The sequence below is a fragment of the Streptococcus parasanguinis genome, from assembly GCF_031582885.1.
In the GTDB taxonomy this organism is placed as follows: domain Bacteria; phylum Bacillota; class Bacilli; order Lactobacillales; family Streptococcaceae; genus Streptococcus; species Streptococcus parasanguinis_M.
In genome coordinates, this window is sequence record NZ_CP133988.1 from 392,955 (window position 1) to 418,994 (window position 26,040).

Consider the following 26,040-nt stretch of genomic DNA (forward strand, 5'->3'; position numbering starts at 1 on the left):
CAGAGGACTTATCCTTTGACCGCTCCCATGGTAATCCCTTGTGTAAAGGATTTTTGGAACACGAGGAAGACCGTAACGATTGGCACTGCAGCTAGGGCTGCCCCGGCCATGATCAAGCCATAGTTGGTGGCCATTTCAGCCTGCATGGTTGCTACCCCTAAAGAAATGGTTAAGTTCTGCCGAGAGGTCAGCATTACCAATTGCATAAAGTAGTCGTTCCAGGTGTTGATAAAGGTAAAGATGGCAAGGGCTGCAAATCCCGGCTTGACAATTGGGAAGGCAACGCTCCAGAAAGTCCGCAACTCTCCACAACCATCGATCTTAGCAGATTCTAAGAGTTCTGTTGGGATGTTTTCACTAAATTGCTTCATCAAGAAGACCCCGAATGGCCATCCGACCAATGGTAGAATAACCGCTGCAAGGGTATCATGGATCCCCATAAAGTTGATAATGCGTACCAATGGAACTAAGACAACTTGTTTTGGAAGGGCCATAGCTGCAATGAAGATGGCAAAGAGAATTCGTTGACCATAGAAGCGTTTCTTAGCCAAGACATAACCTGCCAAGGAAGAGGTCATACACACCAAAAGCATGGTTGCAAGGGAGATGAAGACACTATTCCATAACCATTGTAGGGCTGGGTTTTGTACCATCAACTGTTGGAAGTTTTCCATGGTTGGTGTCTTTGGCCACCATTGAGGTGGGATCATAATGGTATCTGGTTGAGACTTAAAGGCCCCTGTCAAAATCCAATAAAATGGGAAAATGAACAAGACTGTCAAAAGGAGCAAAATGATCGTTGAAATCACTGTAAAGGCAGTGATGGGTTTCTTTTGTGTTGGTTTCATCTGAGGCTCCTTTCTTTAGTATTCTACGTCGTTTCCGAGGATCTTGAATTGCGCAAAACTGATAATGGCAATCATCACCGCAAGGAAGACACCCATGGTGTTGGCATAACCGTATTCAGAGAGTTTAAAGGCTTTTTCATAGAGGTAGTACATAAGGGTACTCGTTGAGTAGTTAGGACCACCGGATGTCAACAATTGGATCAAGGCGAAACATTGGAAAGAGTTAATGGTCGTAATGATCGCAATGTACAAAGTTGTTGGCAACAAGCTTGGCCATTTGATCTTCCAGAAAACTTGAAATTCTGTCGCACCATCCACACGCGCGGCTTCTACGAGAGAATTATCAATATTTCCCATAGCAGCGATGTAGAGGATGATCGGTTGACCAACTGAAGTGGTCAACAAAATAATGATGATGGCCATCAAAGCCCAGTGTTTGTCCCCCAACCAAGAAATATTTTGGTTGATGACATGTCCAGATTTCAATACAAAGTTCAAAATCCCTGATAGTGGATCATAGATCCATTTCCACACAACCGTTACCGCTACACTCCCTGTAACAACTGGAAGGAAGAAGACGAAACGATAGAAGGAACGCGCAATCGCATTTTGATGGTAGGTCTGAGAAGCCACAAACAAGGAGAACAATACGACGATCGGAACGGATCCGATAACGATGATGACGGTATTGATCAAGGACTTCACAAAGACCTTATCCGCAAACATGCGGGAATAATTTTCTAAACCGACAAACTTAAAGGATGTCATAGAATAGTTGAAGAAACTTGTCACAAAGCCCATGATCATGGGGGCTAGGACAAAGACTGTAAAGAAGATTAAAATGGGTGCTAGGAATGCGTAGGAAACGAGCGTCTCCCTCATTCGGATTTTGTTTACCTTCACAGTAAGGCACCTCCTAGTGTTCTTTTTCTATTTTCTTTTCTAAACATATCTTACGACTTAAGAAAAGAAGATCCAGAAAGAATGAAGACCCCTTCGTTCCATTCCAAAAAGAGAAATACGGATTCGAAGGGGCCTGCAAATTCTCGTTTCTATGAAAGACTTAGGTCTGCTTCATAGACTGATTATTTTTTCGTAATGGTTTCGTTTGCTTTTTCAGTAAAGGTCTTCAAAGCTGGTTCTGCTTTTTCATCCCCGTTTGAAACAGATTGCAACATTGGGAACCATAGGGTCCGCATTTCTGCAAAACCGTTGATCGTGTTGTAGTATGGTGAGTAGTATTTTGTCCAAGTGCTGATGGTTTCCATCCGTTTGTCATCGTACAACTTACCAAATGAACTACGAACTGGGAAGGCTCCTGTACGCACAACATCTTTTGGACCCCATTCTTTGTCGTCTGCGATGAACTGTACAAATTTCTTAGCAGCAGCAATTTTCTTTTCATCTTTATTATTGAAGACTGCAAATCCATTGACAAGGTATTCCAATTTTGGCTTGCCTGAGTCAGATGGGAATGGCACTTCTACTACTTCGACCTTACTTGCATCCAACAATTTAGCTTGGATACCGTTTTGTGAAGGCGCCCACAAGATAGTGTAAGAAGTTTGACCATTCGCAAAGTTTTGGATGTCTGCTCCACCATCGAATTGAGAACCATTCATCATCAAGCCGTCATCGATCCATTTAGAAGCTTTTTCCAAACCTTTGACAAATTTTGGATCATCTGTTGTATACTTGGTTACTTTTTCATCAGTAACAGAACCACCATAAAGGTTGGCAATGAAGGCACGAGTTCCTTGGTCTCCACCTTGACCATTACTGAAGAGTGATCCTGGTGTATAACCTTTGTCTTTCAAAGCTTTCAATACTTTTTCAAAGTCGTCTGTTGTCCAGCCTTCTTTGACAAGATCCAACACGCCTGCATCTTTGAGCATCTTCTTATTCATCGCCATGTAGAATGGTGCTGAACTAATTGGATACATGTAAGCTGTGTCGCCTGCCTTGCTGGCTTGGATGATATTTTCATTATTGACATCTTTGACAAAATCTTCGGTAAAGAGATCGTTCAAATCAGCCAATTTTCCATTTTTACCATACTGAATGATCCGTCCAGGTGCATCAAAGAGTACATCCGGAGCAGTTCCTGCTTCAATAGCCGTTGTGATCTTTTCAGGACCTGACTTGAAGTCAATCGTTTCCAAATTCACGTGGATATCTGGATTCGCTTTTTCAAAAGCTGCAATAATTGATTTTTCGTAGGTTCCGACACCATCATCTGCTTTTTCTTGAGTAAAGACTGGGAATGCCCACCAGGTAATTTCTGTTTTACCAGAATTTCCTCCAGAAGATTCTGATTTTGATCCTCCGCCAGAGCCACAAGCTGCGAGTGCTAGAAGAGCTGCACCAGCTACCAACGAGCACAATACTTTTTTCATTTTCATGTGATTTCTCCTCACGATTTGCGGTAAGATTACTCTTACAAGGGGTTATCCTCAATGAGGACGCCTATTCTTGTTCATGTTTCAGATTCGACTACTCTCTATTCGGTCTCCTCCTCCTTCAATCTACTGTTTTGTTTTCTCATTTTAAGGCTGCGACGAAGCGCTCTGTAATCTCTTTTGGTCGGGTAATGGCGCCACCTACGACGATACCACGAACACCGAGATCATGGATTTTCTTGGCCTGATCAGGGTAGTGGATCTTGCCTTCTGCGATGACATCTACTCCTGCTTGGCAGAGACTATGGATCAGTTCAAAATCTGGGCCATCAACCTTTGGACTGTAGTCCGTATAGCCCGAAAGGGTCGTTCCGACAAAGTCCACTCCCGCTTCGACAGCTGTCAATCCTTCTTCCAGAGTCGAAATATCAGCCATCAAGAGTTGGTCTGGATATTTCTCTTTGACTTGATGGATAAAGTCACTAATCGAAAGTCCATCATGACGTGGACGTTTGGTACAATCAAGCGCAATGACCGCGATATCCAAAGCTGCCAACTCATCGACTTCTTTCATAGTAGCTGTGATAAAGGGTTCTTCAGGTGGGTAATCGCGTTTGATAATCCCAATGATCGGTAACTTGGTCACTTCCTTGATTTCCTTGATATCCCGGACACTATTGGCTCGGATTCCGACAGCTCCACCCTGCTCCGCCGCTTTGACTAAGAGAGGAATGACTCCTCCTGCTTCTGTATAGAGCGGTTCATGAGGGAGGGCTTGACAAGAAACAATGATGCCATCTTTGATTTGTTCAATCAGTTCATCTTTTGTAATCTTTGACATAACTCCTTCTCCTTTGATAATAAGGCAACTCGAGTACTTGTAAATTGATTATAATCTATTTTTAAAGCGCTTACAATATTAATCGTGCAATTGGATTATAGTTTCACATTTTAGGGCAAAATAAAAAGATCTCTGAAACTAGTTTCAGAGATCTAGGACATGGTGATTCCTTAGGCCATCTTTTGAGTCGCTTTTTCCTTTACGACAAATACAAAGCCGATAGAGCCGACGACGGCTCCAAGCAAGATCCAATAGACCATATCCGATGAAGCCATTGGGCCTGCCAAGAGACCTGCTAATAAAAAGAGATCGATATACAGTCGGGTATCCCGATAAAAGGTCCAATTGAAATGGTAGCTACCTTCTGGGTACTGCCGTGTCGATACAGGCGGTTGAAAGACCTGCAGCAAGATCAAAATCCCAACAAAAGCAAGATAAGCCAGGCTAACTACCGAAAGCGGAGCCCGCATCGTCAAAGCTACAGCCACTAAAAGCAAGACCAAGATCCAGAAATGGAAGTCCATCCAGAATTCACGATGATAACAAAACCGTTTCATAAGATCACACCTTTCTCTTTATGTAATCGTTTTCTGTACTTATATTATAAGACTATAATAAGTTATTTACAAGAAATATGAAGTGAAAATTCTAATCTATACATGATAATTTCATCCATCAAATCTGAAAAAAACATCCTCCTGTAATAGTTATAATTATCTTCTCTACCTAACACTTCATCTTCAATAACAATGGTATCACTTTAAAAATAAAATGGACATGATATAAATGTCACATTCTCATTTTTTAAAATGTTTTTCCATTTCTTTTTTTATTTTCAAGATCAAATTCGCCAAATGAATGAGCGCAAACCATTGCTTGGTGATAAAATACTTTTGCCTTTTCTATGTCTTTTTCCACGTAGAATGCATAGGTTCCTTTCATCATATCTATACCTGGCTTTTGTTGAAAATATTGAGTTTCTTGTACCAATTTATCCAATTCATCTATATATGGACCCAACTGATCATAATCTTCATCTTGATATAAAATAGAAGTCATCGCTATCAAATTTCTGGTTATTAAATATAGGCTCGTTTTATCAGATGAATCTTTGGTAGCAATCATTTTATCAACTAAAATCATGGCATCGCTTTTATCTTTTGCTCTCGCGAGACATTTGAACAAAAATAATTTGATAATTAATAGATCATTTTGAGAAAATTCTTTTTTAGTCATCAATTGTCCAAAATATTCCTCAATCAAATTTTCTCCATATTCAGCTTTTTCAGTTGAAAAAACATTTAATGCTGCATCTACAGCTTCAATAGCAACTTGTTCCTCTTCTGGTAAATCTTCAAAATAAGATTCGTAAATCTCATCAAAATAAGATTCCTTTAGTCTTATCCGTTCTTCATCCCCATATGTCATAAAATGAGTAACTAAAAATTTCAACTCTAGATATCTACGAGGCAACACCGCTTTATCATGATCTACAATATTCGATACTGGAATATCCAGCATATTCGCAATATATTCTAATTTTTTTAAGCTAGGTAAAGATTCCCCCTTTTCAATACGTACTAACTGACGTACTGTTAATTCACTTTCATCGTTACAAAGTACTTCTCTCGTCATCCCCTTTTCTTCTCTTAATCGTCTTAGTTTTTTCCCAATTTCACTTTTTATATCTCTCATCTCTTAATCCTCTGAAAAAGGGCTAGAAGTTACCTCACAGCCCTACTAAAAAAACTATGAACAAATATTAGTTGCCACTTCATTCACTGATATCATTTTCGATAATCACCTTGAGTGCGTGGTTTTCACCCGCGTGTTTAAAGACATCATAGGCTTTTTCAACTTCTGAGAGTTTGAAGTGGTGGGTGGTAAGCTTGATCCAGCAGTTGCAGATTGCCTGCAGATACATAGGTTGCAGCTTTCATAAGCAACTCCTTTTTTGTTGATTTGATAAAACCATGTTCTGTATATTTCTTTGTGATATTATAACATATAAAGTAAGCGTTTACAATGGTTCGAAGCATATTTTTAAAAGGTTTTTGAGCAAACAAAAACATTCCCCTTATCTCTACCAGAGGAATGTTTCAATCACCTTGTTCTAATTGTTGACGCTGCTTATAGTACTCTTGCTGCTCGCGCTCACGTTCTTCTTCTAAACGCTCTTCATAGCGCTTGAGTTCTGCCTCAAACTCTTCTTGCAAGGCAAATAAACGCTCCAAGCCACTTTGAGCCTCCGCACTTGGGGCTTGAAAATGCAGGGCACTCAGCCAGTCTACTAAATTTTCTGTATGTTGGCGGACATCCATACGCATATCCGCATAATCCCACTCCAACTCGCTAAGTTTCTGGTTGAAGCGGTAATGTCGATCTTCTAGTTGTTCTAATTCACTATTTCCTGAATGGTACATCACATACCTCCTTTAATCGGACTCAATAAAATCGGCTTTTTCACTGATTTCAGTGCTGCTTCTGCCGCGTCCGCTGCTCCTCCTATAAATCCATCTTTCAAATCATTAACTAGAGTTGTTGTGGCAAAAGAGCGCATTTTTTCGGATTGACCGCTCAAAGTCACCTGCAAACTCATCCCTTCCAACATCATCAAGGCTTTTTGCGTTGCAATCAAACTCCGAATTGCAATCCGCTCTTGCTCCTTTTTAATCTCTCGATGGAGCTCCTCAATGCGTTCTCTATCCTCTCCCAGGATCTCTAACATCTTTTTCTCCTACTTATGAAAATCAAAGGCCACTGCTTGTCCCTTGTCCAAGTCCACCAATTGGGCTGACGCAGCTTCCAGTTGGCCTGCCAAATCTGACAGACGTGTCGAGTAGGCCTTTGCTTGGGCCAGGTTTTCCGCCTCGACCGCTTGGTCCCAGCATGTATCCATGGAGAACTCTCCTAATAGTTGCTCCACTTCTGCGTCTGTTAAAAATTGGGCCATGCTGTGGGCCATTTGAGACACCTCCGCAACCTTATGGGAAACCGTCTCCTTGGCCACTTCTAGCTGATCTTTGAGCTCAGCCTCAAAGACCGTCGCTTGCGCTGAAGCATTTTGTGCTACTGCCAGTACCAATTCCTCTCGTAATTGAATGGTCTGGATACCAGATGCCCCTGCCAATTGCTGATGGAGGCTCGGAATACTTGGCCTTTCCTGTCCATACATGGAGACCACCGAGGCAGATGATGGCTGATTTTCTGAAGCGGACGTTGCCCGATCTCGTTGGGGCATTTCAATAATTTTCTGTGCCTGATCTTGTCTTCCTTGCACGTCACCTTCTAACTCCATTTGAGATGGCCTCCTTTCTTGGATTTGTTTTTTCGTTTTCTATAACTGAAAAAGGATCATAACCCTTCAGCTACAGGCAGATTCACACACTATAGGGTAACATAAAATAGCTCGGAATGCTATAAAAATAACACAATTTCTGAAAAAAAGTCTAATTTTTTATGAAAAAACGAGTTTTGGACCCAAATAGCAAAAATCCCCCGCTCTTTCGAGTGGGGGTAGCTGATAAACATCAGTTGTTCCTTGGCGTCTTATTTACGACGTCCTGGACGTTCCTTGTAACCATAGTAAGCATCTTCGATGATTTCTTGCATATGGTCTACCATTGGAAGACGTGGGTTAGCTGGTGAACATTGATCTTCATAAGCAAGGAAGGCCAATTCACGAGAATGTTTCTTCCATTCTTTTTCATCGATGCCTTGTGCTTTGAAGTTCATTTCGATACCACAGCGTTCACCGAGTTCGTATACAGCTTTTGCGTAAGCTTCAACGGCTTCTTCTGGAGTAGAGCATGGAAGTCCTAGCATACGAGCGATATCTTGGTATTTTTCATCTGCACGGTAGTAGTTGTACTTAGGCCATGTAGCTGTCTTAGCTGGGCGTGTACCGTTGTAGCGGATAACGTATGGAAGCAAGATGGCATTGGTCCGTCCGTGGATGGTGTGGAATTGCGCACCGATCTTGTGGGCCATTGAGTGAGAAATACCGAGGAAGGCATTGGCGAAGGCCATACCTGCGATGGTTGACGCATTGTGCATCTTTTCGCGTGAATGGAAGTCCGCATTCTTGACTGAGCTTTCCAAGTTTTCAAAGACAAGTTTAATAGCTTGAAGAGCAAGACCATCTGTGAAGTCGCTAGCCATTTGTGATACGTAAGCTTCTGTCGCGTGCGTCAAGACGTCCATACCAGTGTCTGCTGCAACAGATCCTGGAACTGTCAATACCAAGGCAGGGTCTACGATGGCAACTGTTGGAGTCAATGAGTAGTCTGCGATTGGGTATTTACGGTTGTTTGCTTTATCAGAGATAACGGCAAATGGAGTTACTTCAGATCCTGTACCAGATGTTGTTGGGATCGCAATAAATTTAGTCTTCTTACCAAGCAATGGGAACTTGAAGGCACGTTTACGGATATCCATGAATTTTTGTACCAAGTCACGGAAGTCCACTTCTGGTTGTTCGTAGAAGAGCCACATAACTTTGGCCGCATCCATTGGTGATCCACCACCGAGAGCAATGATCGTATCTGGTTTGAAGGCACGCATGATCTCTGTACCACGTTCAACAGTTGTGATATCTGGATCTGGTTCTACGTCTGCAAAGATTTGGTAAACCACCTTGTTGCGACGAAGGTCAAGCTGTTCGATGATACGATCAAGGAAACCAAGCTCTACCATAGCGTGGTCTGTAACGATCATGACACGTTCAACGTCACGACATTTTTGTAGGTATTCAATTGAATCACGTTCAAAGTATGTTTTTGAAGGAAGTTTCATCCATTGCATGTTATTTCTCCGGCGTCCGACTTTTTTGATATTCAAGAGGTTGATGGCACTAACGTTGTCCCCAACAGAGTTGCGTCCGTAAGAACCACATCCAAGTGTTAATGATGGCAAGAAGGCATTGTAAACATCCCCGATACCACCGAAAGTCGAAGGAGAGTTGCAGATCACACGAATAGCTTTAACTGCTTTACCAAATTCTTTGGTCAATTCTTCATCAGCAGTATGGATGGCTGCTGAGTGACCAAGACCGTTGAATTCAACCATTTGGCGAGCTTTGTTAATTCCGTCTTCACGGCTTTCAGATTTCAAGACAGCGATGACTGGTGACAATTTTTCACGAGTCAACGGTTCTTTTTCACCAACTTCTTTACATTCTGCCGCAAGGATATTGGTTCCTTCTGGTACAGTGAAGCCAGCTTGTTCAGCGATCCATGCTGCTGGTTTCCCAACGATGTCCGCATTCAATTTAGCACCCGCACAGTTTTTGCTGTTGGCTTTTACACCAAAGCAGAACTCTTCAAGAAGGGCTTTTTCTTTTTTGTTAACGAAGTAAGTGTGGTAAGATTTGAATTCTTCAACAAACTCATCGTAGATTTCTTTATCTATGATAACCGCTTGTTCAGACGCACAGACCATTCCGTTGTCAAATGATTTAGACATGACGATATCGTGTGCTGCTTGGCGGATATTAGCTGATTTTTCAACGTAAGCAGGTACGTTTCCGGCACCAACCCCAAGAGCTGGTTTTCCACAAGAATAAGCAGCTTTTACCATGGCGTTACCACCGGTCGCAAGGATGGTCGCAACTCCTTCATGGTTCATAAGAGCACTGGTTGCTTCCATAGAAGGTTGGGTAATCCATTGCACACAGTTCTCAGGTGCTCCAGCTGCAATTGCTGCATCGCGTACGATTCGTGCCGCATGAGCAGATGATTCTTGAGCAGATGGGTGGAAGGCAAAGACGATAGGGTTCCGTGTCTTCAAGGAAATCAATGCTTTAAAGATTGCTGTTGAAGTAGGGTTGGTTGTAGGAGTGATCCCGCAGACAACTCCGACTGGCTCTGCAATCAGCGTTAAACCAGTGACGTCATCTTCTGAAATGACACCAACTGTTTTCGTATGACGCATGTTATTTACTACGTGTTCACAAGCGAACAAGTTCTTCGTCGCCTTGTCTTCAAAGACTCCACGACCAGTTTCTTCATAAGCATGAAGAGCAAGCTCACCGTGTGCGTCAAGAGCAGCTACAGATGCTTTCGCTACAATGTAGTCCACTTGCTCCTGGTTCAATTTGTGCATTTCTTCAAGCGCCACCAGCGCTTTTTGCACCAACTCGTCTACGTGTTTTTCAGCAGCGAGTTTCTTTTCTTCAGGTGAGAGAGTTTTTTTATCAGCCATTTGATGCTTTCCTCCAATGTTTGAAACCCTTATCCTTTTCTAGAACTTTTTCATGTTTTCGGAAATTTTCAAGAATAGTGTAAGAAATTTCGATTTGTTAATTATTTCACAATATAATTGTACTCTATTTTGAGATTTTTGTAAACACTTCCAAGCAACTTTCACAAAGAATTTTTTGAAGCTTGTGAAAATTTTATCAATCCTATTGCTGTGAAAGCAATCATCTAGCAAAATTGTGAAAAAATAATTAAAAAAATTTTTTCTTCACAAAGAGATGTTTTCAATCGATTTATGTAAGCGTTTTCTTAATCTTACTAAAAAAAGCAGCTTTTTACAAGTAAAAAGTTGCTTTTTGTTTTATTTTGTTAGGATTTGTTTTGTTTCAGTTTCAGAGAAGCATTTTTACTTCTTGACCGGACCCTTTTCGGCCTTATCAAGGGCTTCTTTGACTGTTTGAGCATAGAGTTCTCCACCATTGGTTTCCATATTGAAGTGAACAGAGTCTGTTCCCACCCAAATATTTGGATTTTCAATTGCTACTTGGTACCAGTCCGCAATGGTGATAAAGTCGTATTTCTTGGCTAGTTCCAACTCATAAAGACGCGTTTGAACCGATTCACTGGACTGATCGTTGGCATAGCGACCATCATATGGTGTCACAAGGATCAAGCGACGGCCTTTTGGAAGTTTCTCAACATACTGATCCAGCAATTCTTTGTAGTTGCTGACGGTATTGGTTCCTAGGGCAATGACCACATTTTTTAGGAGAACTTTATTGGAGATATCGGTCTCAAAGACCTTCATTCCATTTTCCAACTGACGGCTCACCACCGCATCAATCTGGATACCCGGGATGGCTTTAGTCAGGTAGTCCTGCGCTCGCAAGTTAACCGAATCACCGATCATGGTCACACCATTTGAGACGTTATAGTCTGTTGCCGTCGCATTGTCCACCTGCGTCCGTGTGACCTGCATTTTGCTATCTGCTTGATTGAGCCCACTCACTACCAAACTCTCATCAAAAGCTCCGACGGTTGGTGCAAAGGCGGAGATTCCAACCATCAAGAGAGCCAGTGGAATCATGAGGTAAAAGATCGGCTTGGTCAAAAAACTGAGATCCATCTTCATACCAAAGACCCGAGGCTCCTTGCCTGCAATGGTTGGCTCCAAAATATAGAAGGACAGAGCCGTTAGAATCAAGGAAACGATCGTCGTCACAAGGGCTGCCATCATATTTCCCAAATGTTGAGAGAAGATGATAAAGAAAGGCCAGTGGAAAAGGTAGACACCATAACTAGTATCTGCCAAGAAATTGAGGATGGCTGGTTCTTTTTTATCTGGCGTCTTTTCATGGAGAATGCGGGCCGACAGAATCATGGCACAAGCTGCGATTGTCGCTGCTAAAAAACCAAATAGATAGGTCCACAAGCTATCAAATGGCAAGAAAAGACTGAGCACAAACAAGAAGGCAAAGCTTCCACCAAAGACCGATAAGGTCTTTTTCATGCTCCAAGACTGCACCAGCTTTGTAAAGTTCGGGCTGACATTGGCAATCCCTGTCACCGTTGCTAGGCATGATCCCGCAAAGAAGGGGAAGATGTGAGTGAAGCTAGAAAAATAGATGGTGGAGAAATTAGCTGTCAGAAAGGCGCGGATGAACATGGACAAGAAGGTGAAGAGAAAGAGCCCACTGGATGCCAGGAAGAGCGTGCCTCGGTACTTTCCAACCGTCTTAGCCCGCTTAGCCAAGAACCATGCCAAAAGTGCCCATAGCACATAGTAATGCACTTCTAGAGCCAAACTCCAGGTATGAAGGAAGAGATGCGGAATGAAGTTACTTTCGTAACTACCGCCCGTTGCCATCTCAAAGAAATTGGTTACAAAACCAAAGACTGCCGCAATCTGAGTCCCAATACCAGCCACGTAGTCCCGTTGGACCATAAAGGTAAAGGGCATCACGACCAAGACCATAAAGACAAGGGGTGGTACGATCCGGTAAAAGCGCCGTTTCAAGAATGCCAGGTAGTCGATTCCTTGCTTGCGCGCAAATTCATCGATCAAGAGCGCTGTAATCAAAAATCCTGAGAAGGTGAAGAAAATATCTACCCCAATAAAGCCTCCAGGAAAGGCTTTTTGGAAGAAATGGTAAAGCAATACCAATAAGAGTCCTGTAACACGGACTAGTGAAAACCATTTAATGCGCATTTTGATAAATCCCCTGCTTGAATGTTCCTTTGTATACGACGTTGGCTTCTGTGGTTAAGGTGCCTTTACCCTCCGGCTGGCCGTTAACAAACTGCCCTTCATAGGTCCAACCATCCTTGGACTTAAACTTACCATAGCCGCTAAAAGAGCCGTTGACGAGGTTACCTGTATAGGTATCCCCATTTTTAAAGGTGACGGTTCCCTTGCCATTCATCTTGCCACGGACCAAACTTCCGTCGTAACGGATCGCCCCCTTATCCAAGGTCAAGACACCCCGACCTGGAATGGCTGAAAGGAAAACCAGCAAAGCAGATAGAATAATCACGACTAATGCTGCTATTTCTAAATTTTTTCGCGTCAGATAGACCTTATAGGTCTCATAAAATTCTTTCATATTCTGTATTCTCTCACATATCAAACTCTTAAGAAGTTGCTAACTGATCTAACCAAGCCTTACAGCCGCTCAGAACTCTGGAATAGGTCTCCTCAAAATCACCGGTATACCACGGATCTGGCACACTTTCAGCAGCAAAAAGATGAATCTTGTGCTCTGTCCCCGAAGGAGCCATTTGCTTCAGATCTGCTACATTGTTTTCGTCCATCCCTAGGATCAAATCAAAGTTGTAAAAATCCTCTTCCTTGATCTGTAAGGACGTCTTGGCTGGATCATAAGGGACTTGGTGTTGTCGAAAGATTTTCTGGGTTCCCCTATGGATGGGATTGCCATGTTCCCAGCTCGAGGTGGCCCGACTTTCAATCTCATACTGATCCGTCAAATCCTTCATGACAAACTCCGCCATGGGGCTCCGACAAATATTTCCTAAGCAGACAAAGACGATTTTTTTCATGATTCCACCTAACTCCTTGTTCGGACTGCCCAACCTAGCTGAGCTCTTCGCTTTCCACTATGGAAAACCAGCATACTATTACTATTATAACAAAAATGTGACAGAAAGATGACAAAGGGGCTCCATCATTTTAAAGAAAAATCAGATTCCTTTTTCAAATCTGATCTGTTTCTCTATTTTGGAAAACGAACCTCTAATGGAGGCCATTTACTCTGCCAATTTTTCTTTTTCATCCGCTCTGTATAAACCGTTAAACGCTCTGGGTTGGCTAAAAAATGCGGAGTCGGCTGAACGATGAAGTCTTCGATATCCTTTGTCCCATAAGGGAGAAAGAGCTCTAGCTGACCCTCTTTCCTTAAGCGAACCGCAAGAGCCGTACACTTGCTCGGGGTATTTAGAAACCGCATCACAGGCACTATGATATGGAGCCGTCCCCGGGCTATGCAGGTGCATATAGACTTGATTTTTCACTTCCCATGCGTACTGGGGATAGGTCTTCTTTAATTCCTGCTCGATCTGGAGAGTCTCCTCATAGCTGATCTCAGGATCATAAAAGACCAGATCCATATCGGTCGTCGCATCAAACCCTGGTTTTCCAGAGAGCTGGTTCCAGATGAAATTTCGCACCGCGCCCGCCGCTAACCAGGCATCTGCCAAGTTGAGATCCCGAATGATAGCCAAAACAGTCATCATCTCCGGATCCGCTTGGATTTGTTCTACTATTGCTTCTTCCGTCAGCATCTTCTTCTAGTCTCCATTGTAGGGATAACCCAGGTGTTCATAAGCCTTGCGGGTCGCCACGCGCCCTGTCCGGGTCCGCATGATAAAGCCTTTTTGAATCAAGTAAGGCTCATACATATCTTCTACGGTCTCTCGCTCTTCGGCAATATTGACCGATAAAGTTCCAAGGCCAACCGGGCCACCGCCGTACATCTCAATCATGGTGCGCAGGATCTTTTGATCGACATAGTCCAGTCCTTCATGGTCCACATCCAGCATAGAGAGGGCCTTGTCGGTAATGGTATCGTCAATCAAGCCATCGCCCATGATCTGAGCAAAATCGCGCACCCGTTTGAGCAAACGGTTGGCAATCCGAGGGGTCCCACGACTACGAAGAGAAAGCTCTTCGGCAGCTTCGTGGGTAATCTCCATCTCAAAGATTTCGGCGGTCCGCTCGACAATCTCTGTCAAATCATCTTGCTCATAGTATTCCATGTGCCCCGTAATCCCAAAGCGAGCGCGCAAGGGATTGGACAGCATACCAGCTCGCGTCGTCGCCCCAATCAAGGTAAAAGGAGGAAGGTCCAGATGGACACTCCGGCTGCTCTCACCAGCGCCAATCATGATGTCGATGTAAAAATCTTCCATGGCGCTGTAAAGCACTTCTTCGACTGACATAGGAAGACGGTGGATCTCATCGATAAAGAGGACATCCCCCGGCTCTAAGTCATTAAGGATAGCTACCAAGTCACCAGCCTTTTCAATGACAGGACCAGAAGTCTGCTTGAGATTGACACCCAGTTCATTGGCAATGACAAAGGCCATGGTGGTTTTCCCCAGGCCTGGAGGGCCAAAAAGAAGGACATGATCCAGCGCCTCATCCCGAAGCTTAGCTGCCTCAATAAAGATTTTCAGCTGGTCCTTGACCTTATCTTGACCAATATATTCATGTAAATATTGCGGGCGCAGCGTCCGTTCAACGGCCTCTTCATCGCCCATGATTTCATTGTCTAAAATTCTACTCATACAGTCTATTATAGCAAAAAATGATACCTTCGGTACCATAAATAGAATGTGTTTTTTAAAGATCCTGGTTCCCACCGTCGTTCGTTAGAAAAAGTTGAACGGTTGCCCTCATCGCCAACCTTTCTTTTTATTATACGGTCCCTTCTTCTTCATCTACCGCTCACCATTTCACTTTATAATTATTTCCTTTAATGATAAAATTAAAGCAACAACGTTTAGGAGGTAAATTTATGTTTACTAAAACAAAGAAGATCCTTTTCGGTTTCTTGGCATTCTTTGCAGTGCTCCTTATTGCGGGATGTCAGTCTTCTCCATCGCAGTCTTCTAAAACAAATAAATCTCCTCAAACAGTAAAAGCACCACAAGATCTTACAAAGGATCAACAAGGAACTTGGAAATGGACTGACCAACAAATGACCATTCAAAAAATATTCCTAGCTTCTAATATCAAAAAGCTTGCCGCTGGACTGATGCTTGATGACTTCGATAAGGTTAAGATGACGATGACCATTAAAGATAAAACCGTTGAATTGAAGTACCATTTTGATTACAGAGAACTGTATGAGGATCAAGCATTTGCAACAGGAGAGAACAAAGCGAATTATGAATCGTATTTAAAAAATAAAACTGCTGAATTTAAGAATTATATTCCAAATTTGAAACATACAAAGATTACTCTTGACGAACCTAATTATGCCTATGATTACTCTCTAACTGGAGAAATCGATACGCAGAAACATACTATTACGTTCCCTGAAACACCTACATTTTTAAGTAGAATTGTTATGGGAACCACGTATAACTCACTTGTACCAATTACTTATACTTACACCGTTGAAGGTAACCAAATAACACTTTATGCTGAAGGTAAAGATGAACAAAGTCATTTTAGAGTAATACGTCTTCGTTTCAATTACGTAGGAGACAATCATTAGAAGGAGTGATCAATCATGAACAATATAAAAAAAAGTTCCCTATGGATGTTGTCCCTTCTTGCCCTTCTATTTGTATCAGGATGTGGGCAACAGAAACAACAGCAACAGAAACAGAAACAACAAACAACCACTGAGACTACAACAGTTGCAGAAACTACCACAGTAGCACCTACCCCAGTCTCACTCGAAGGAGACTGGAAAGCTGTAGATTTTAGAGATACAGTGGAACGTACTTTCTTACTTTATTATAATGATGCTAATAGTCGATTAAAGGTTACTGAAGCCTTCCAAGATATCGTTCCGACTCTAAAAATCACAGGAACAGATGTAACTTATTCTTATAGTGCTGATATGAATAAGTATATTGATTTTTATGCTGAACAGAATAAAGATGAATATCCTACAAAAGAAGAAGCTACTGCCATCCTTCTAGGCGTAAGAGAAAAAAAATTTGGAAGTTTTAAACATCAAACTGGAACGTTTGATAACGATACAAAAGTGTTAACTGCAACGTTAAAAGATGGAGTTTTAAACGAGAATGCAAAAACGATCGTATTCCCTGAAGTTCCAAACATCTTTGGAGTTCTACCTCTTTATATTAATTCTACAGACGTACCAATTACTTATCACTACGAATTGAATGGTGACATCCTTACAATTTACGCTGAAAAAACATTCGAAGAAACAGGAGCACATCTCGTTTATCCGATGAAATTCAAGAAAGTTTCAGATCCTAAAACTAATTAAATAACTCACTGAGAGTGAGACAGAAATCGGTAATTCGTTAGAATTCGATTTCGTCGTCCCACCTCCGCACAGTTGAGTAGGGCTGTAAAAGCTGATGAAATCAGCGTAGTAGAGCCCACTCAACCACTGCGTCTTGCTCGACAATCCAAAAATAATTGAGAGGCTAGGACTTTTGTCCCAGCCTCTTTTCTGTGCAAAAAAATAATTTAGGAAGCCTTGAGAATCTCATCTATTGGGGACTCTGCTACATACAATTTTCCCGTTTCTTATGTTGAATAATCGGTCAAGTTACAAAACAAAATTGCGATTTGTTTGAAAGCCCTTGCAAAACAATTGTGTTGAACGTATAATATAAGCGTAATACAATCATCTATTTTAAGGAGGTCTAACGATGATTAGACGTTATAAAAAATTATTTTTAGCATTCGTTGCTCTGTTCTCAGTCTTCCTACTAGCTTCTTGTTCTCAAAAACAAAGTGGCTCTAAAAATGCTGCTAAAACAGAAACAGCAAAAGTCGAAACGATTGATGGCGAATGGGAATTAGTCGATACTCTCGATGCTTTAACGGAATCCATCGGAGCCTATACCCTCCATGGAATCCACTTTGCACACTTGCTTGAATCTGTTAAAGACTTCAAAATGGACATGAAGATTGAAAACAACACGGCAACCATTAAATACGACTATAACATTGATAACTTTATTAAAGCTTTCTACACTGTCACAACAGATGCTAGAGGCAAGACTGAAGAAGAATTCAAAAAAATCATGTATGACTCTCATGAAGGATTTGCAGGCGACTTTAAGAAATACAAAGTCAGCATGAATAAAGATACTGGCGTGTTTAGCTACGAAGCAACGGGTTCTATTGATCAAGGTGCCAAAACAATGACCTTTGATGAAGGACTTTCAGTAGCAAACTCATTCTTCTTCTCATTCGGTGAAAATCGCGTTTCGCCAAACACATATCACTACAAATTAAAAGACGACATGCTTTATGTCACGATTGACGGAAAAGCGAAGAAAAATAATCTTCCAGTTCACTATGAACTACACTTCAAACGTAAAGGAAGCACTACTCAAAAAGACCCCGTTCCAATTGAAGGAAAATGGCAAGCCATCGACTTCCGACCAGCTCTTGAACGTAGCTTAGCCTTTAAAGATTTTGACAATGATGATTCGGCTATCAAGTTGATCTATCCTGAGGCATGGAAAGATTTAAAACCAACGTTGAACATTACAGGTACATCTGTTGAATTCGACTATACTGTATCTCTAGCAGATGGTTTTGGAAGGTTCTACGATTACTTAAAACAAAAAGATGCGTCTAAAGTGACTCAAACGAAAGACGAATATATTAAAAATCAATTTACCAAATTATCAGTCAATCTACAGGATGGCGCTAAAGACTTGCCCAATACAACTTATGAATTTGATAGAGGTAATGCTAAAATTCATTCTGTATTGAAGAACGGTAAATTAGATACGGCAAACCAAACGATTATCTTCCCAGAAGCTATCAATATTGTGCAACTTGCAACCATGTCCATTGGACCTGTCGCTAAAGAAACTACGTATAAATACTCTATTGATGGAGATATTTTAACGTTGACGATTGAGCAACGCGATGGACATAATAATCTAAATACGGTTATTTCAGCAAAATTCAAAAAAATGTCTGATGCAACGAGCAAGTAGTCATTCCACTGCTCCTTGAGAATTTCTCAAGGGGCTTTTTTTGTGCAAAAAAATAAAGAGCTTACGCTCTGTTAAAATACTTCAGGTATCATTCCCATTACCCAAAGGTTCTTCGTATTTTAATAGACTTAAGGAACCTTATCTCACACAATTCTTCTTAAGAATCTCAAGTATTGCTCCATCTGCACTGAAGATTTTTGCTCATCTCATTTTGAATAATCAGTGAAATGACAGAGCAAAATTATGATTCACTTGAAAACCCTTGCAAAATAATAATGTTACACGTATAATATAATCGTAATACAACAATCTATTTCAAGGAGGTCTGATGATGCTTAAACATTATAAAAAATTATTTTTAGCATTCGTTGCTCTATTCTCAGTCTTCGTACTGGCTTCTTGTTCTCAAAAACAAAGCAACTCTCAAAGTGCCGCTCAAACAGAAGCCCCAAAAGTAGAAACCATTGCTGGTGAATGGGAATCCGTATACGAGCTCGATTCATTGCAAAAAGCCTTTTTCCCAAAAGGAATGAAAAGCTATACTTTTGCGAAATTCATTGAAGCCTTTAAAGACTTCAAGATGAAATTATCCGTTGATGGCACAAGCGCAAAGCTAAGCTATCAATATGACTCGAAGAAGTTCGCAAAAGCATTCTACGAGATTTCAAAGGACAAGAATAAAATGACAGAAGACGAATTTGTTAGCCGTTATATTAACGGACAAACAGAGTTCGTGCAAAACTTCAAGAAATATAAAGCATCAATGGATACATCGACTGGAACTTATAGCTACGAAGCTACAGGAACTATTGATGAAAGTGCAAAGACTGTCACATTTGACGAAGGGCTTATCATTCTTGACTCTTTCCCATTAACAACAGCGGATAAAGATCACAGATTCGATCCAGCAACTTACAACTATGAAGTAAAAGACGGCATCTTGACCATCTACGCCGATATGAAGACGAAGGACAATCTTCCCGTTCATTTTGAACTGAACTTCAAACGCGTACCAAGTACAGAAAAGAAATAGAAAGGAGACGTGACCATGTTTAAACAATACTTAAAACCATTATTGATTGCTGGATGCTCTCTTTTAATGCTTGCCGGCTGCGGAAATCAAACCGCTACAACAACTACAACAACTGCTCCTTCCAATCCACTGGAAGGAAAATGGGAACAAATTGACTTCAGAAGTACACTCGAACGTGCCTTAGGATATAATGATTTTACAGAAGAAATTCCACGACGACTCATTTATTCTGATGCCTTCAAGGACGTGAAACCTACACTAACGATTACAGGGAATTCTGCGGTATATGACCTTACAGCAACAACCAATGTGGCTGTCGGTAACTTCTATGATTACGGGAAAGCCCAAAAGTTAACAAGTATCGAAGGGACCAAAGAACAATATATTAAAAATCAGTATGAAGATCTGAAAAAGCAACTGGAAATCTATAACAATATGAAAGGCCCCCTCAGCTTTGAATTCAACGATGAAAAGTATGAAATCCATCAGACCTTAAAAGAAATTACCATTAACGAGAGCGCGGGTACGTTCGAATTCAAGAACGCACCAATGTTCATTAGTTTAGTAACATTCTCCAATGAGAAATTCGTAATACCAGTGACCTATAAATATACTCTTGAAGATGGAATTTTAACACTGACTCTTGAACAGCCTAAAACACTTAGTGGTGAAGAAAAGATTGTTGGCTACTTCACGATGCGTTTCAAAAAAGTAGCGGAATAATCTATTCGCTAGGGCCACTTACCCAGACAACTCTGATAAACAAAAAGGAATGTAGTTTTACTACATTCTTCAGAACGTAGACAAACGTCATTTTTGGCGTTTGTCTTTTTGTTGTATTTTTGAAATTATTTGCTTTATCATCTGTTATTCCATCCAAAAATCGGATTTAGAACAAAATAAAAAGGGATATTCGCTATCCATTTCACCAATTTTTTGATATTTAAGCATGCTAAAGTAAGCCCAACCTTATCCTCCATTTTGGACTTTCCTTTCTCTCTAGTATATCTTAAGTTATGGTACTCCTTAGCCGTCCCAAAGAGTCGCTCAATTGTTTCTTTGCGCTTCTTATAAAGCTCCTTCATTCCTCTTTGGTGGCGAATCTCTTCACAACATTCAAGATCATCTTTCCATATATGTCTCGTTACTACTTTTTGAAAATTCTTGCTTTGGGTACAAACGGATAATAGCGGACAGGAAGTACATACTTTTGGATCACTCTTATACTCACGATAACCTTCTCGAGTCGTCGTGCGATAGCTTAATACTTGATTCTCTGGACAGAGGTAACAGTCATAGTAGTCATCATAAACAAAATCACTGGGTCTTAAGTTCCCCTTCACTCCCTTTGGACGAGTATAGGGGAAGACAGGGATGATATTTCGCTCTAATAAATAATGGGCAATAGCTGGAGTCTTATAGCCTGAATCCGCAATAATATAGTGTGGAGAGAAGGGTTCTAACTTTGAAAAAAGAGCAGGGAAGGCCTGACTATCATGAACATTTCCTGCCTCAACCGTATAAGCCACAGCCCAACCATGCTTATCACAAGCTACTTGGGCGGAATAGGCAAACACCTCCTTGTGTTCACCCTTGTGGAATCAACCACTTTCAGGATCTGTCATTGAGATTTTCTTTTCTTTAGCCTCGCTTTTTTTTGCGGGCTTTAAGGACTTTTTTTCGTGTTTTCTCCTATCTAAATCAATCTCAACTTCCAACCGATCACTCATAAATTTAACTTGTTGGTCTACCATTTCCTTACGATACTTGTGGCTGTTAGCTGCCGCTTTAATATGGGTTCCATCCACAAATAGTTCTGAAGGATCAATTAAGCCAGCACATAAAACTTGATTGAGAACCTATGAAAAAATCTCTGAAATGAGCTCTTTATCTTGAAAACGACGGCTGTAATTCTTCTCATAGGTAGTAAAATGAGGGACCTTGTCGTCTAAGGATAGTCCAAGAAACCAACGATAGGCCACGTTTACTTCAATGTCTTTAATGGTTTGGCGCATGGAGCGAATGCCATAAAAGCATTGAATCAAAGGGATTTTGACTAACATGACAGGATCGAGACTGGGACGACCATTATCGGGGCTATAGGTATCTTCTACCAAATCATAGATGAAGTCAAAATCAACCTCTGAGTCCACTTGTCGAAGAAAGTGATCTTTTGGCACTAATTCGTCTATCGTATAGAAGCCATATTGGCGTCGATTATAATCTGGTTTTTCTTTGTGAAACATAGGAAATACCTCACAACTCTTCTTATCTCTATTATACGAGGTTATACAAAGAAAAGCCCTTGGAAACTTGTGTTCCAAGGACTTTGTCTTCAATCTGAGGAATGTAGTTTTACTACATTCTTTTTTTGTTGTCCTATTTTCACTTTATAGTATTACGAAAAGCAATTTTCGTTTTTTATCACAAAGAGATATGATATAAGCATAAAACGATTAACTTTTAGGAGATCCTTTTATGAAATACTGGACTAAAAAATATTGGCTGGGTACGTTGACGATCTTATGTGCTCTCCTATTTGCAGGATGCTCTACTTCAACGACAAACAACTCAACGACTTCACAAGAAACAACTGCTGAAAAATCTATTACGCTTGATGGTACTTGGGAAATGACCGATGTGAAGACTACTTTAAGAAAATCATTTGTCCTAAGAGGTTCCGACCCAATAAAGTACGCTTATGCGATTGATGATTTAGAGGACTAGAAACCACAACTCGTTATTTCAGAAAATATAGCTATAATTTCACACGTTATTTCGAAAATCTGTATGAACATACTTATAAAAATTCTTTCCCAGATAAATCAGAATTCAAAACTGTTTTATACGAGGACTATGAAAAAGCAATTCCAATTTTTAAAGTGGCTCAAATCAAGATGGACAAAGAAACAAACCAATTTGATTTCTCTCTTCCTGATGGGACTGTCGATACAAGTAACAAAACGATTAATTTTAAAGAAACACCAATTCTTCTTATGACATTTTCTTTAGGACTGACCATGCAACCAAATCGTCCAATCACTTATCAATATGAATTGGATGGGGACACCCTCGTAATCAGTGCTAGAGGGAATAATGAGCGTGGCGTTTTAACAACAATGAAAATGACATTCAAGAAAGTAACAGAATAGAAAGGAGCCTTCACATGTATAAAAAAATGACAAAAAAATTAATTTCAGAACCTCCACTCTATTAAAATACTTCAGTACCCTTGGTTTGGTTCGGTTAGGAAGGAACGTACCCAAACTCGCTGATACTCGTAAAGGTAATAAGGAACGTACCTAAGCTTATATACTTCCCTTGTCAGGTTTGGTCCAATGAATTAAGTTTAGTAATAAATACATAACGCAGTGGTTGATTGGTATCTTTGTTCGCTCTTATAGCTCCAAAGAATACCTAATCAACTGTGCGGGGGTGAGACAATTGAAAAGGTTTGGGGAACCTTTTCAACCTAAGCCAAAAAATAAGGAAGCGAAGCAATTTTAAAAAATTGTTCTGTCTCACTCCCAGAAAAAAGCCACCGGTTTTGGTGGCTCTTATAGGGAGATTATTATGAAAAAGTTTTAGGAGTTTTATCATTCAAAGTTAGGAGGTCTTTGATGATGGTATTAGTATACGATAGGAAGCTTAAACTTTCCTTATAGTTTTTCTAAAAAAATTTTTTCGAGAAAAAGAGGAGGTCCCAAGCAAGGATTTCACATCCTTGTTTGGGTCACCCCTTTCCTCCTTATTTCTTAGCGATGGCATGGTAGCTAGTCTTGCTGGTGAAGACTTGACCTGCTCTCAAGATGACCTTTTCAGCTTGGTCACTGTGAATGGCATCTGGCACTGTTTGGAATTCTAGAGCCAAGCCATTGTGCTGAACCATTGGTTGCCCTTGCAGATGAACTGTTTTGTCTACGAAATTGGCTGAATATACCACCAAGGCTGGGGCTTCTGACTTGAAGGTCAAAAAACGTCCAGATGGCTGATGGTAAAGAAAACCAGCATTTTCATGCCCTTCTGGAAGAGCGAATGGATGGTCTAATCCTTCTACCAGGCGGATTTGCGGATCAGAGTCCTTAAAAAGATCCTCCAAGAGCATGGCTTGGTAGAGATGCTGAACAACCGGACTTTCTCTATCCACGGTCTGAAGAGGAACACCGTCTGGATGGATAGGGTAAAGCCCTTGATGGTTGATCTGAAAGACATGGTCATTGATCGGCTGGGTGAAGTTCCCAGATAGGTTGAAATAGCTGTGGTTGGTCGGGTTGACCAAGGTATCTTGATCCGTTTCTACCCGATAGGCAATCTCAAGTTCACCATCTTCCGTCAAACCATAGGTTACCCAGATTTTGAGATTTCCAGGGAAACCGCCGGTACCATCTGCACGCTCTGTATACAGAGTGATTTCCTGATCCGTTACCGACTCAACGCTAAACAAGGCACTGTCCCAGCCCGTTGGTCCACTGTGGTTGCAGTTGGTACCATTATTAGCTTCCAAGTGATAGGTTTGACCATTGAGTTCAAAGCTAGCTCCTGCAATCCGGCCAGCTACCGGGCCAATACTAGCCCCATATTTAGGGCTATTGCCCACATAGTCCTCAAAGCGATCAAAGCCTAGAATAATATTCGTAAACTGGTCTTCTTTATCAGGCGTCACATATTCTAAGATCGTCGCCCCATAGGTCATGACAGATAATTGGTAACCCTTGTCATTTTCGAGGCGATAAGCCCGAACCTCTTGATTCTGCCATTCCCCAAACACGCTTTCTTGATACTGTTTCACAAACCTTCTCCTCTCATTGTTTTTCTCCATTGTATCAGTTTCACAAGAAGAAACACTCCACTTTTTATAGAAAATTAGTGGCTATTCTTTATGAAATGGATGAATGATCACCCCTTGAACAACCCGATTGACAGTACCAGTTGGTGATGGCGTGTCTGGGCGATTTTGCACCTTGAGCGAAGTCAAGAGAGAAATCAACTGACCGTAGATAATGTATGGGAAGGCACGGTAGATATCTAGGGAGTCTGCTGATGCTTTCACCAACACTTCCCGTACATGCTCGATCCCTGCAGCTTGATCGGTTAAGAGGACAACTTGACGGGCAATCCGATCCCCTGCAACTTCTCGAACCAAGTCCAGATCATACTGACGGGTATAAGGATCAATGGCTCCAAAGACCAAGACGAGGGTCTGATCATTGATGAGGGATTTTGGACCGTGACGGAATCCGACAGGACTCTCATACATGGTTGCGATTTTGCCTGCCGTTAATTCCAAAATCTTGAGCTGGGCTTCATGGGCTAGGCCAAAGAAAGGTCCTGCTCCCAGATAGATCACGCGCTCAAAGTCTAGATCGACCACTTCCTTGACCGCACGGTCCTTCTCCAAGATTTGCTCAGATAGATCAACCAGCTCTGCTACTCGTTTTTCCTTGATCTCTTCCTCACTTGGATCAAAAACCAAGAGAGCTGTCAAAAGCATGGAGGTAAAGCTAGAGGTCATCGCAAAGCCGGCATCATTGGTTTCTTTAGGTTGGAGAAGCAAGAGATTGCGCTCATCTCCGTGGGCTTGCTGGGCCAGTTTTCCTTCTTCGGCACAGGTAATGGTGATCTGATAGAGCTCATCAACCAAGTCTTGGGCCAACTGCACGGTGGCGACACTTTCTGGCGAATTGCCACTCCGGGCAAAAGATACTAAAACAGTCGGAATCTCTTTTTTCAAATAGGTTTGAGGATGAGCTACGATATCCGTCGTCGCAATGGATTGAAAATTCCAGTGGCGTTCATCGTGTACTTCCTGCAAATATGGAACCAAGGTATCCCCCACATATGCTGAGGTCCCAGCCCCTGTCAAGATGACCTTGATATAGTCATGCTCTTGCCCAATCTTTTCTAAGAAAGCTTTTATTTCCGCTTTTCTTTCTTGGTACAAGCGAGCCGTTTCTTTCCAAACACTTGGTTGTTGGTAAATCTCACGTGTTGTGATCTCTGCTCCTAGCTCCTGCAAGTCTTCTTTTGTATAGTCTAACATAGAACCTGTTGTTCCTTTCTACAATCTAACGTTGATAAATGGGAAAGGAGCCTGAGATGATGCTCCCAGACTCCCATACCAACCTACTCATCTTCATCATCATCAAGGTTTGACAAGAGGTCATTGACCTTGACAATACTTTCTTTTGCACGTTCAGGGTAGTCCCCTTCATTACCAGTCAGGCTACTATTGATGAATTCGATAACCATCGGAAGATTCATCCCTGCGTATAAGTCAATCGCACGTCCTTCAAGGATCAAGCGGCTCACGGTGTTGCAAGGAGTTCCTCCCAAGAGATCGGCAAATACAATATAGTCTTCTAGACCTTGGACTGTTGCTTCTAATTTAGCAGTAAAGTCTTCTGGTCCTTCTTCTGGTAAGAGTGCAACCGTATGGATGGATTCTTGTGGTCCCATAATCATCTCTGTGCTCGCTTTGAGCTCTTCACAGAAGCGACCATGACTGACCAATACTAACTCTTTTGCCATACCTTACTCC

The 26,040-nt window shown here is 41.4% G+C and carries 24 protein-coding genes and 3 pseudogenes; 7 read left to right on the forward strand and 20 right to left on the reverse strand.

Annotated features, from left to right (window positions below; translation table 11 throughout):
* Positions 1-8 precede the first annotated feature (8 nt).
* The 16 genes and pseudogenes from RDV49_RS01975 to ruvB all read right to left on the reverse strand — a co-directional run bounded on the left by RDV49_RS01975 (position 9) and on the right by ruvB (position 15,088).
* Positions 9-848 carry a carbohydrate ABC transporter permease gene (locus RDV49_RS01975; protein WP_003002334.1) on the reverse strand — a complete coding sequence of 280 codons (840 nt, stop codon included), beginning with the start codon at positions 846-848 and terminating at the stop codon, positions 9-11.
* Positions 849-863: 15 nt separating this feature from the next.
* Positions 864-1,751, reverse strand: a complete 888-nt coding sequence (locus RDV49_RS01980) for a carbohydrate ABC transporter permease (protein ID WP_003009412.1) — start codon at positions 1,749-1,751, stop codon at positions 864-866.
* Between the two features lie 182 nt (positions 1,752-1,933).
* Positions 1,934-3,250: an extracellular solute-binding protein gene (locus tag RDV49_RS01985; RefSeq protein WP_003009408.1), complete on the reverse strand. Its 1,317-nt coding sequence runs from the start codon at positions 3,248-3,250 to the stop codon at positions 1,934-1,936.
* A 139-nt stretch (positions 3,251-3,389) separates the two neighbouring features.
* Positions 3,390-4,088 carry an N-acetylmannosamine-6-phosphate 2-epimerase gene (locus tag RDV49_RS01990; RefSeq protein ID WP_003009406.1) on the reverse strand — a complete coding sequence of 233 codons (699 nt, stop codon included), beginning with the start codon at positions 4,086-4,088 and terminating at the stop codon, positions 3,390-3,392.
* Between the two features lie 170 nt (positions 4,089-4,258).
* On the reverse strand, positions 4,259-4,645 hold the full coding sequence (locus RDV49_RS01995) for a hypothetical protein (RefSeq protein ID WP_037608219.1): 387 nt from the start codon (positions 4,643-4,645) through the stop codon (positions 4,259-4,261).
* 247 nt (positions 4,646-4,892) lie between these two features.
* Positions 4,893-5,783, reverse strand: coding sequence for a helix-turn-helix domain-containing protein (locus RDV49_RS02000; protein WP_003009400.1), 891 nt, complete (start codon positions 5,781-5,783; stop codon positions 4,893-4,895).
* A gap of 79 nt (positions 5,784-5,862) precedes the next feature.
* Positions 5,863-5,979, reverse strand: a pseudogene (locus RDV49_RS02005) (alcohol dehydrogenase); the annotation flags it as partial.
* A 208-nt stretch (positions 5,980-6,187) separates the two neighbouring features.
* Positions 6,188-6,511, reverse strand: coding sequence for a hypothetical protein (locus RDV49_RS02010; protein WP_003009394.1), 324 nt, complete (start codon positions 6,509-6,511; stop codon positions 6,188-6,190).
* The gene (locus tag RDV49_RS02015) at positions 6,511-6,816 is read right to left on the reverse strand and encodes a hypothetical protein (protein ID WP_003009391.1); all 306 of its coding nucleotides are present in this window, start codon (positions 6,814-6,816) and stop codon (positions 6,511-6,513) included. Before RDV49_RS02015 ends, RDV49_RS02010 begins: the two co-directional genes overlap by 1 nt.
* 9 nt (positions 6,817-6,825) lie before the next feature.
* A complete protein-coding gene (locus tag RDV49_RS02020) occupies positions 6,826-7,386 on the reverse strand; it encodes a hypothetical protein (protein ID WP_003009388.1) in 561 nt (186 codons plus the stop codon).
* A 251-nt stretch (positions 7,387-7,637) separates the two neighbouring features.
* A complete protein-coding gene (adhE, locus tag RDV49_RS02025; protein WP_003009385.1) occupies positions 7,638-10,289 on the reverse strand; it encodes a bifunctional acetaldehyde-CoA/alcohol dehydrogenase in 2,652 nt (883 codons plus the stop codon).
* 402 nt (positions 10,290-10,691) lie between these two features.
* Positions 10,692-12,494 carry an acyltransferase family protein gene (locus RDV49_RS02030; RefSeq protein WP_003009382.1) on the reverse strand — a complete coding sequence of 601 codons (1,803 nt, stop codon included), beginning with the start codon at positions 12,492-12,494 and terminating at the stop codon, positions 10,692-10,694.
* Positions 12,484-12,888, reverse strand: a complete 405-nt coding sequence (locus RDV49_RS02035) for an MORN repeat-containing protein (RefSeq protein WP_003009379.1) — start codon at positions 12,886-12,888, stop codon at positions 12,484-12,486. Before RDV49_RS02035 ends, RDV49_RS02030 begins: the two co-directional genes overlap by 11 nt.
* A gap of 28 nt (positions 12,889-12,916) precedes the next feature.
* The gene (locus tag RDV49_RS02040) at positions 12,917-13,342 is read right to left on the reverse strand and encodes a low molecular weight protein-tyrosine-phosphatase (RefSeq protein WP_003009377.1); all 426 of its coding nucleotides are present in this window, start codon (positions 13,340-13,342) and stop codon (positions 12,917-12,919) included.
* Between the two features lie 173 nt (positions 13,343-13,515).
* Positions 13,516-14,083, reverse strand: a pseudogene (locus tag RDV49_RS02045) (nucleotidyltransferase family protein).
* A gap of 6 nt (positions 14,084-14,089) precedes the next feature.
* A complete protein-coding gene (ruvB, locus tag RDV49_RS02050) occupies positions 14,090-15,088 on the reverse strand; it encodes a Holliday junction branch migration DNA helicase RuvB (RefSeq protein WP_021154208.1) in 999 nt (332 codons plus the stop codon).
* Positions 15,089-15,318: 230 nt separating this feature from the next.
* Here ruvB and RDV49_RS02055 point away from each other — a divergent pair, with 230 nt between their 5' ends.
* The 5 genes from RDV49_RS02055 to RDV49_RS02075 all read left to right on the forward strand — a co-directional run bounded on the left by RDV49_RS02055 (position 15,319) and on the right by RDV49_RS02075 (position 20,225).
* A complete protein-coding gene (locus RDV49_RS02055; protein ID WP_155106225.1) occupies positions 15,319-16,023 on the forward strand; it encodes a hypothetical protein in 705 nt (234 codons plus the stop codon).
* A gap of 15 nt (positions 16,024-16,038) precedes the next feature.
* Positions 16,039-16,770 (forward strand): hypothetical protein, encoded by a 732-nt coding sequence (locus RDV49_RS02060; protein ID WP_003009361.1) that lies wholly within the window; start codon positions 16,039-16,041, stop codon positions 16,768-16,770.
* Positions 16,771-17,161: 391 nt separating this feature from the next.
* Positions 17,162-18,469 (forward strand): hypothetical protein, encoded by a 1,308-nt coding sequence (locus RDV49_RS02065; RefSeq protein ID WP_003009359.1) that lies wholly within the window; start codon positions 17,162-17,164, stop codon positions 18,467-18,469.
* Between the two features lie 328 nt (positions 18,470-18,797).
* On the forward strand, positions 18,798-19,502 hold the full coding sequence (locus RDV49_RS02070) for a hypothetical protein (RefSeq protein WP_003009357.1): 705 nt from the start codon (positions 18,798-18,800) through the stop codon (positions 19,500-19,502).
* A 15-nt stretch (positions 19,503-19,517) separates the two neighbouring features.
* On the forward strand, positions 19,518-20,225 hold the full coding sequence (locus RDV49_RS02075; protein WP_003009354.1) for a hypothetical protein: 708 nt from the start codon (positions 19,518-19,520) through the stop codon (positions 20,223-20,225).
* A gap of 137 nt (positions 20,226-20,362) precedes the next feature.
* On the opposite strand, the pseudogene RDV49_RS02080 reads toward RDV49_RS02075, so the two are convergent.
* Positions 20,363-21,748: pseudogene (locus RDV49_RS02080) on the reverse strand (IS1182 family transposase).
* Positions 21,749-21,980: 232 nt separating this feature from the next.
* Here RDV49_RS02080 and RDV49_RS02085 point away from each other — a divergent pair.
* Together RDV49_RS02085 and RDV49_RS02090 are read left to right on the forward strand one after the other, a co-directional pair.
* On the forward strand, positions 21,981-22,229 hold the full coding sequence (locus tag RDV49_RS02085; protein ID WP_003009342.1) for a hypothetical protein: 249 nt from the start codon (positions 21,981-21,983) through the stop codon (positions 22,227-22,229).
* Positions 22,230-22,399: 170 nt separating this feature from the next.
* Positions 22,400-22,654 carry a hypothetical protein gene (locus RDV49_RS02090; protein ID WP_037608216.1) on the forward strand — a complete coding sequence of 85 codons (255 nt, stop codon included), beginning with the start codon at positions 22,400-22,402 and terminating at the stop codon, positions 22,652-22,654.
* A 596-nt stretch (positions 22,655-23,250) separates the two neighbouring features.
* Here the strand turns inward: RDV49_RS02090 and RDV49_RS02095 are convergent.
* The 3 genes from RDV49_RS02095 to RDV49_RS02105 form a co-directional block, all read right to left on the reverse strand.
* A complete protein-coding gene (locus RDV49_RS02095) occupies positions 23,251-24,291 on the reverse strand; it encodes an aldose epimerase family protein (protein WP_037608214.1) in 1,041 nt (346 codons plus the stop codon).
* Positions 24,292-24,372: 81 nt separating this feature from the next.
* Positions 24,373-25,542, reverse strand: coding sequence for an SIS domain-containing protein (locus tag RDV49_RS02100; RefSeq protein WP_003009331.1), 1,170 nt, complete (start codon positions 25,540-25,542; stop codon positions 24,373-24,375).
* Positions 25,543-25,625: 83 nt separating this feature from the next.
* Positions 25,626-26,030: a PTS sugar transporter subunit IIA gene (locus RDV49_RS02105; protein WP_003009328.1), complete on the reverse strand. Its 405-nt coding sequence runs from the start codon at positions 26,028-26,030 to the stop codon at positions 25,626-25,628.
* Between the last annotated feature and the right edge of the window lie 10 nt (positions 26,031-26,040).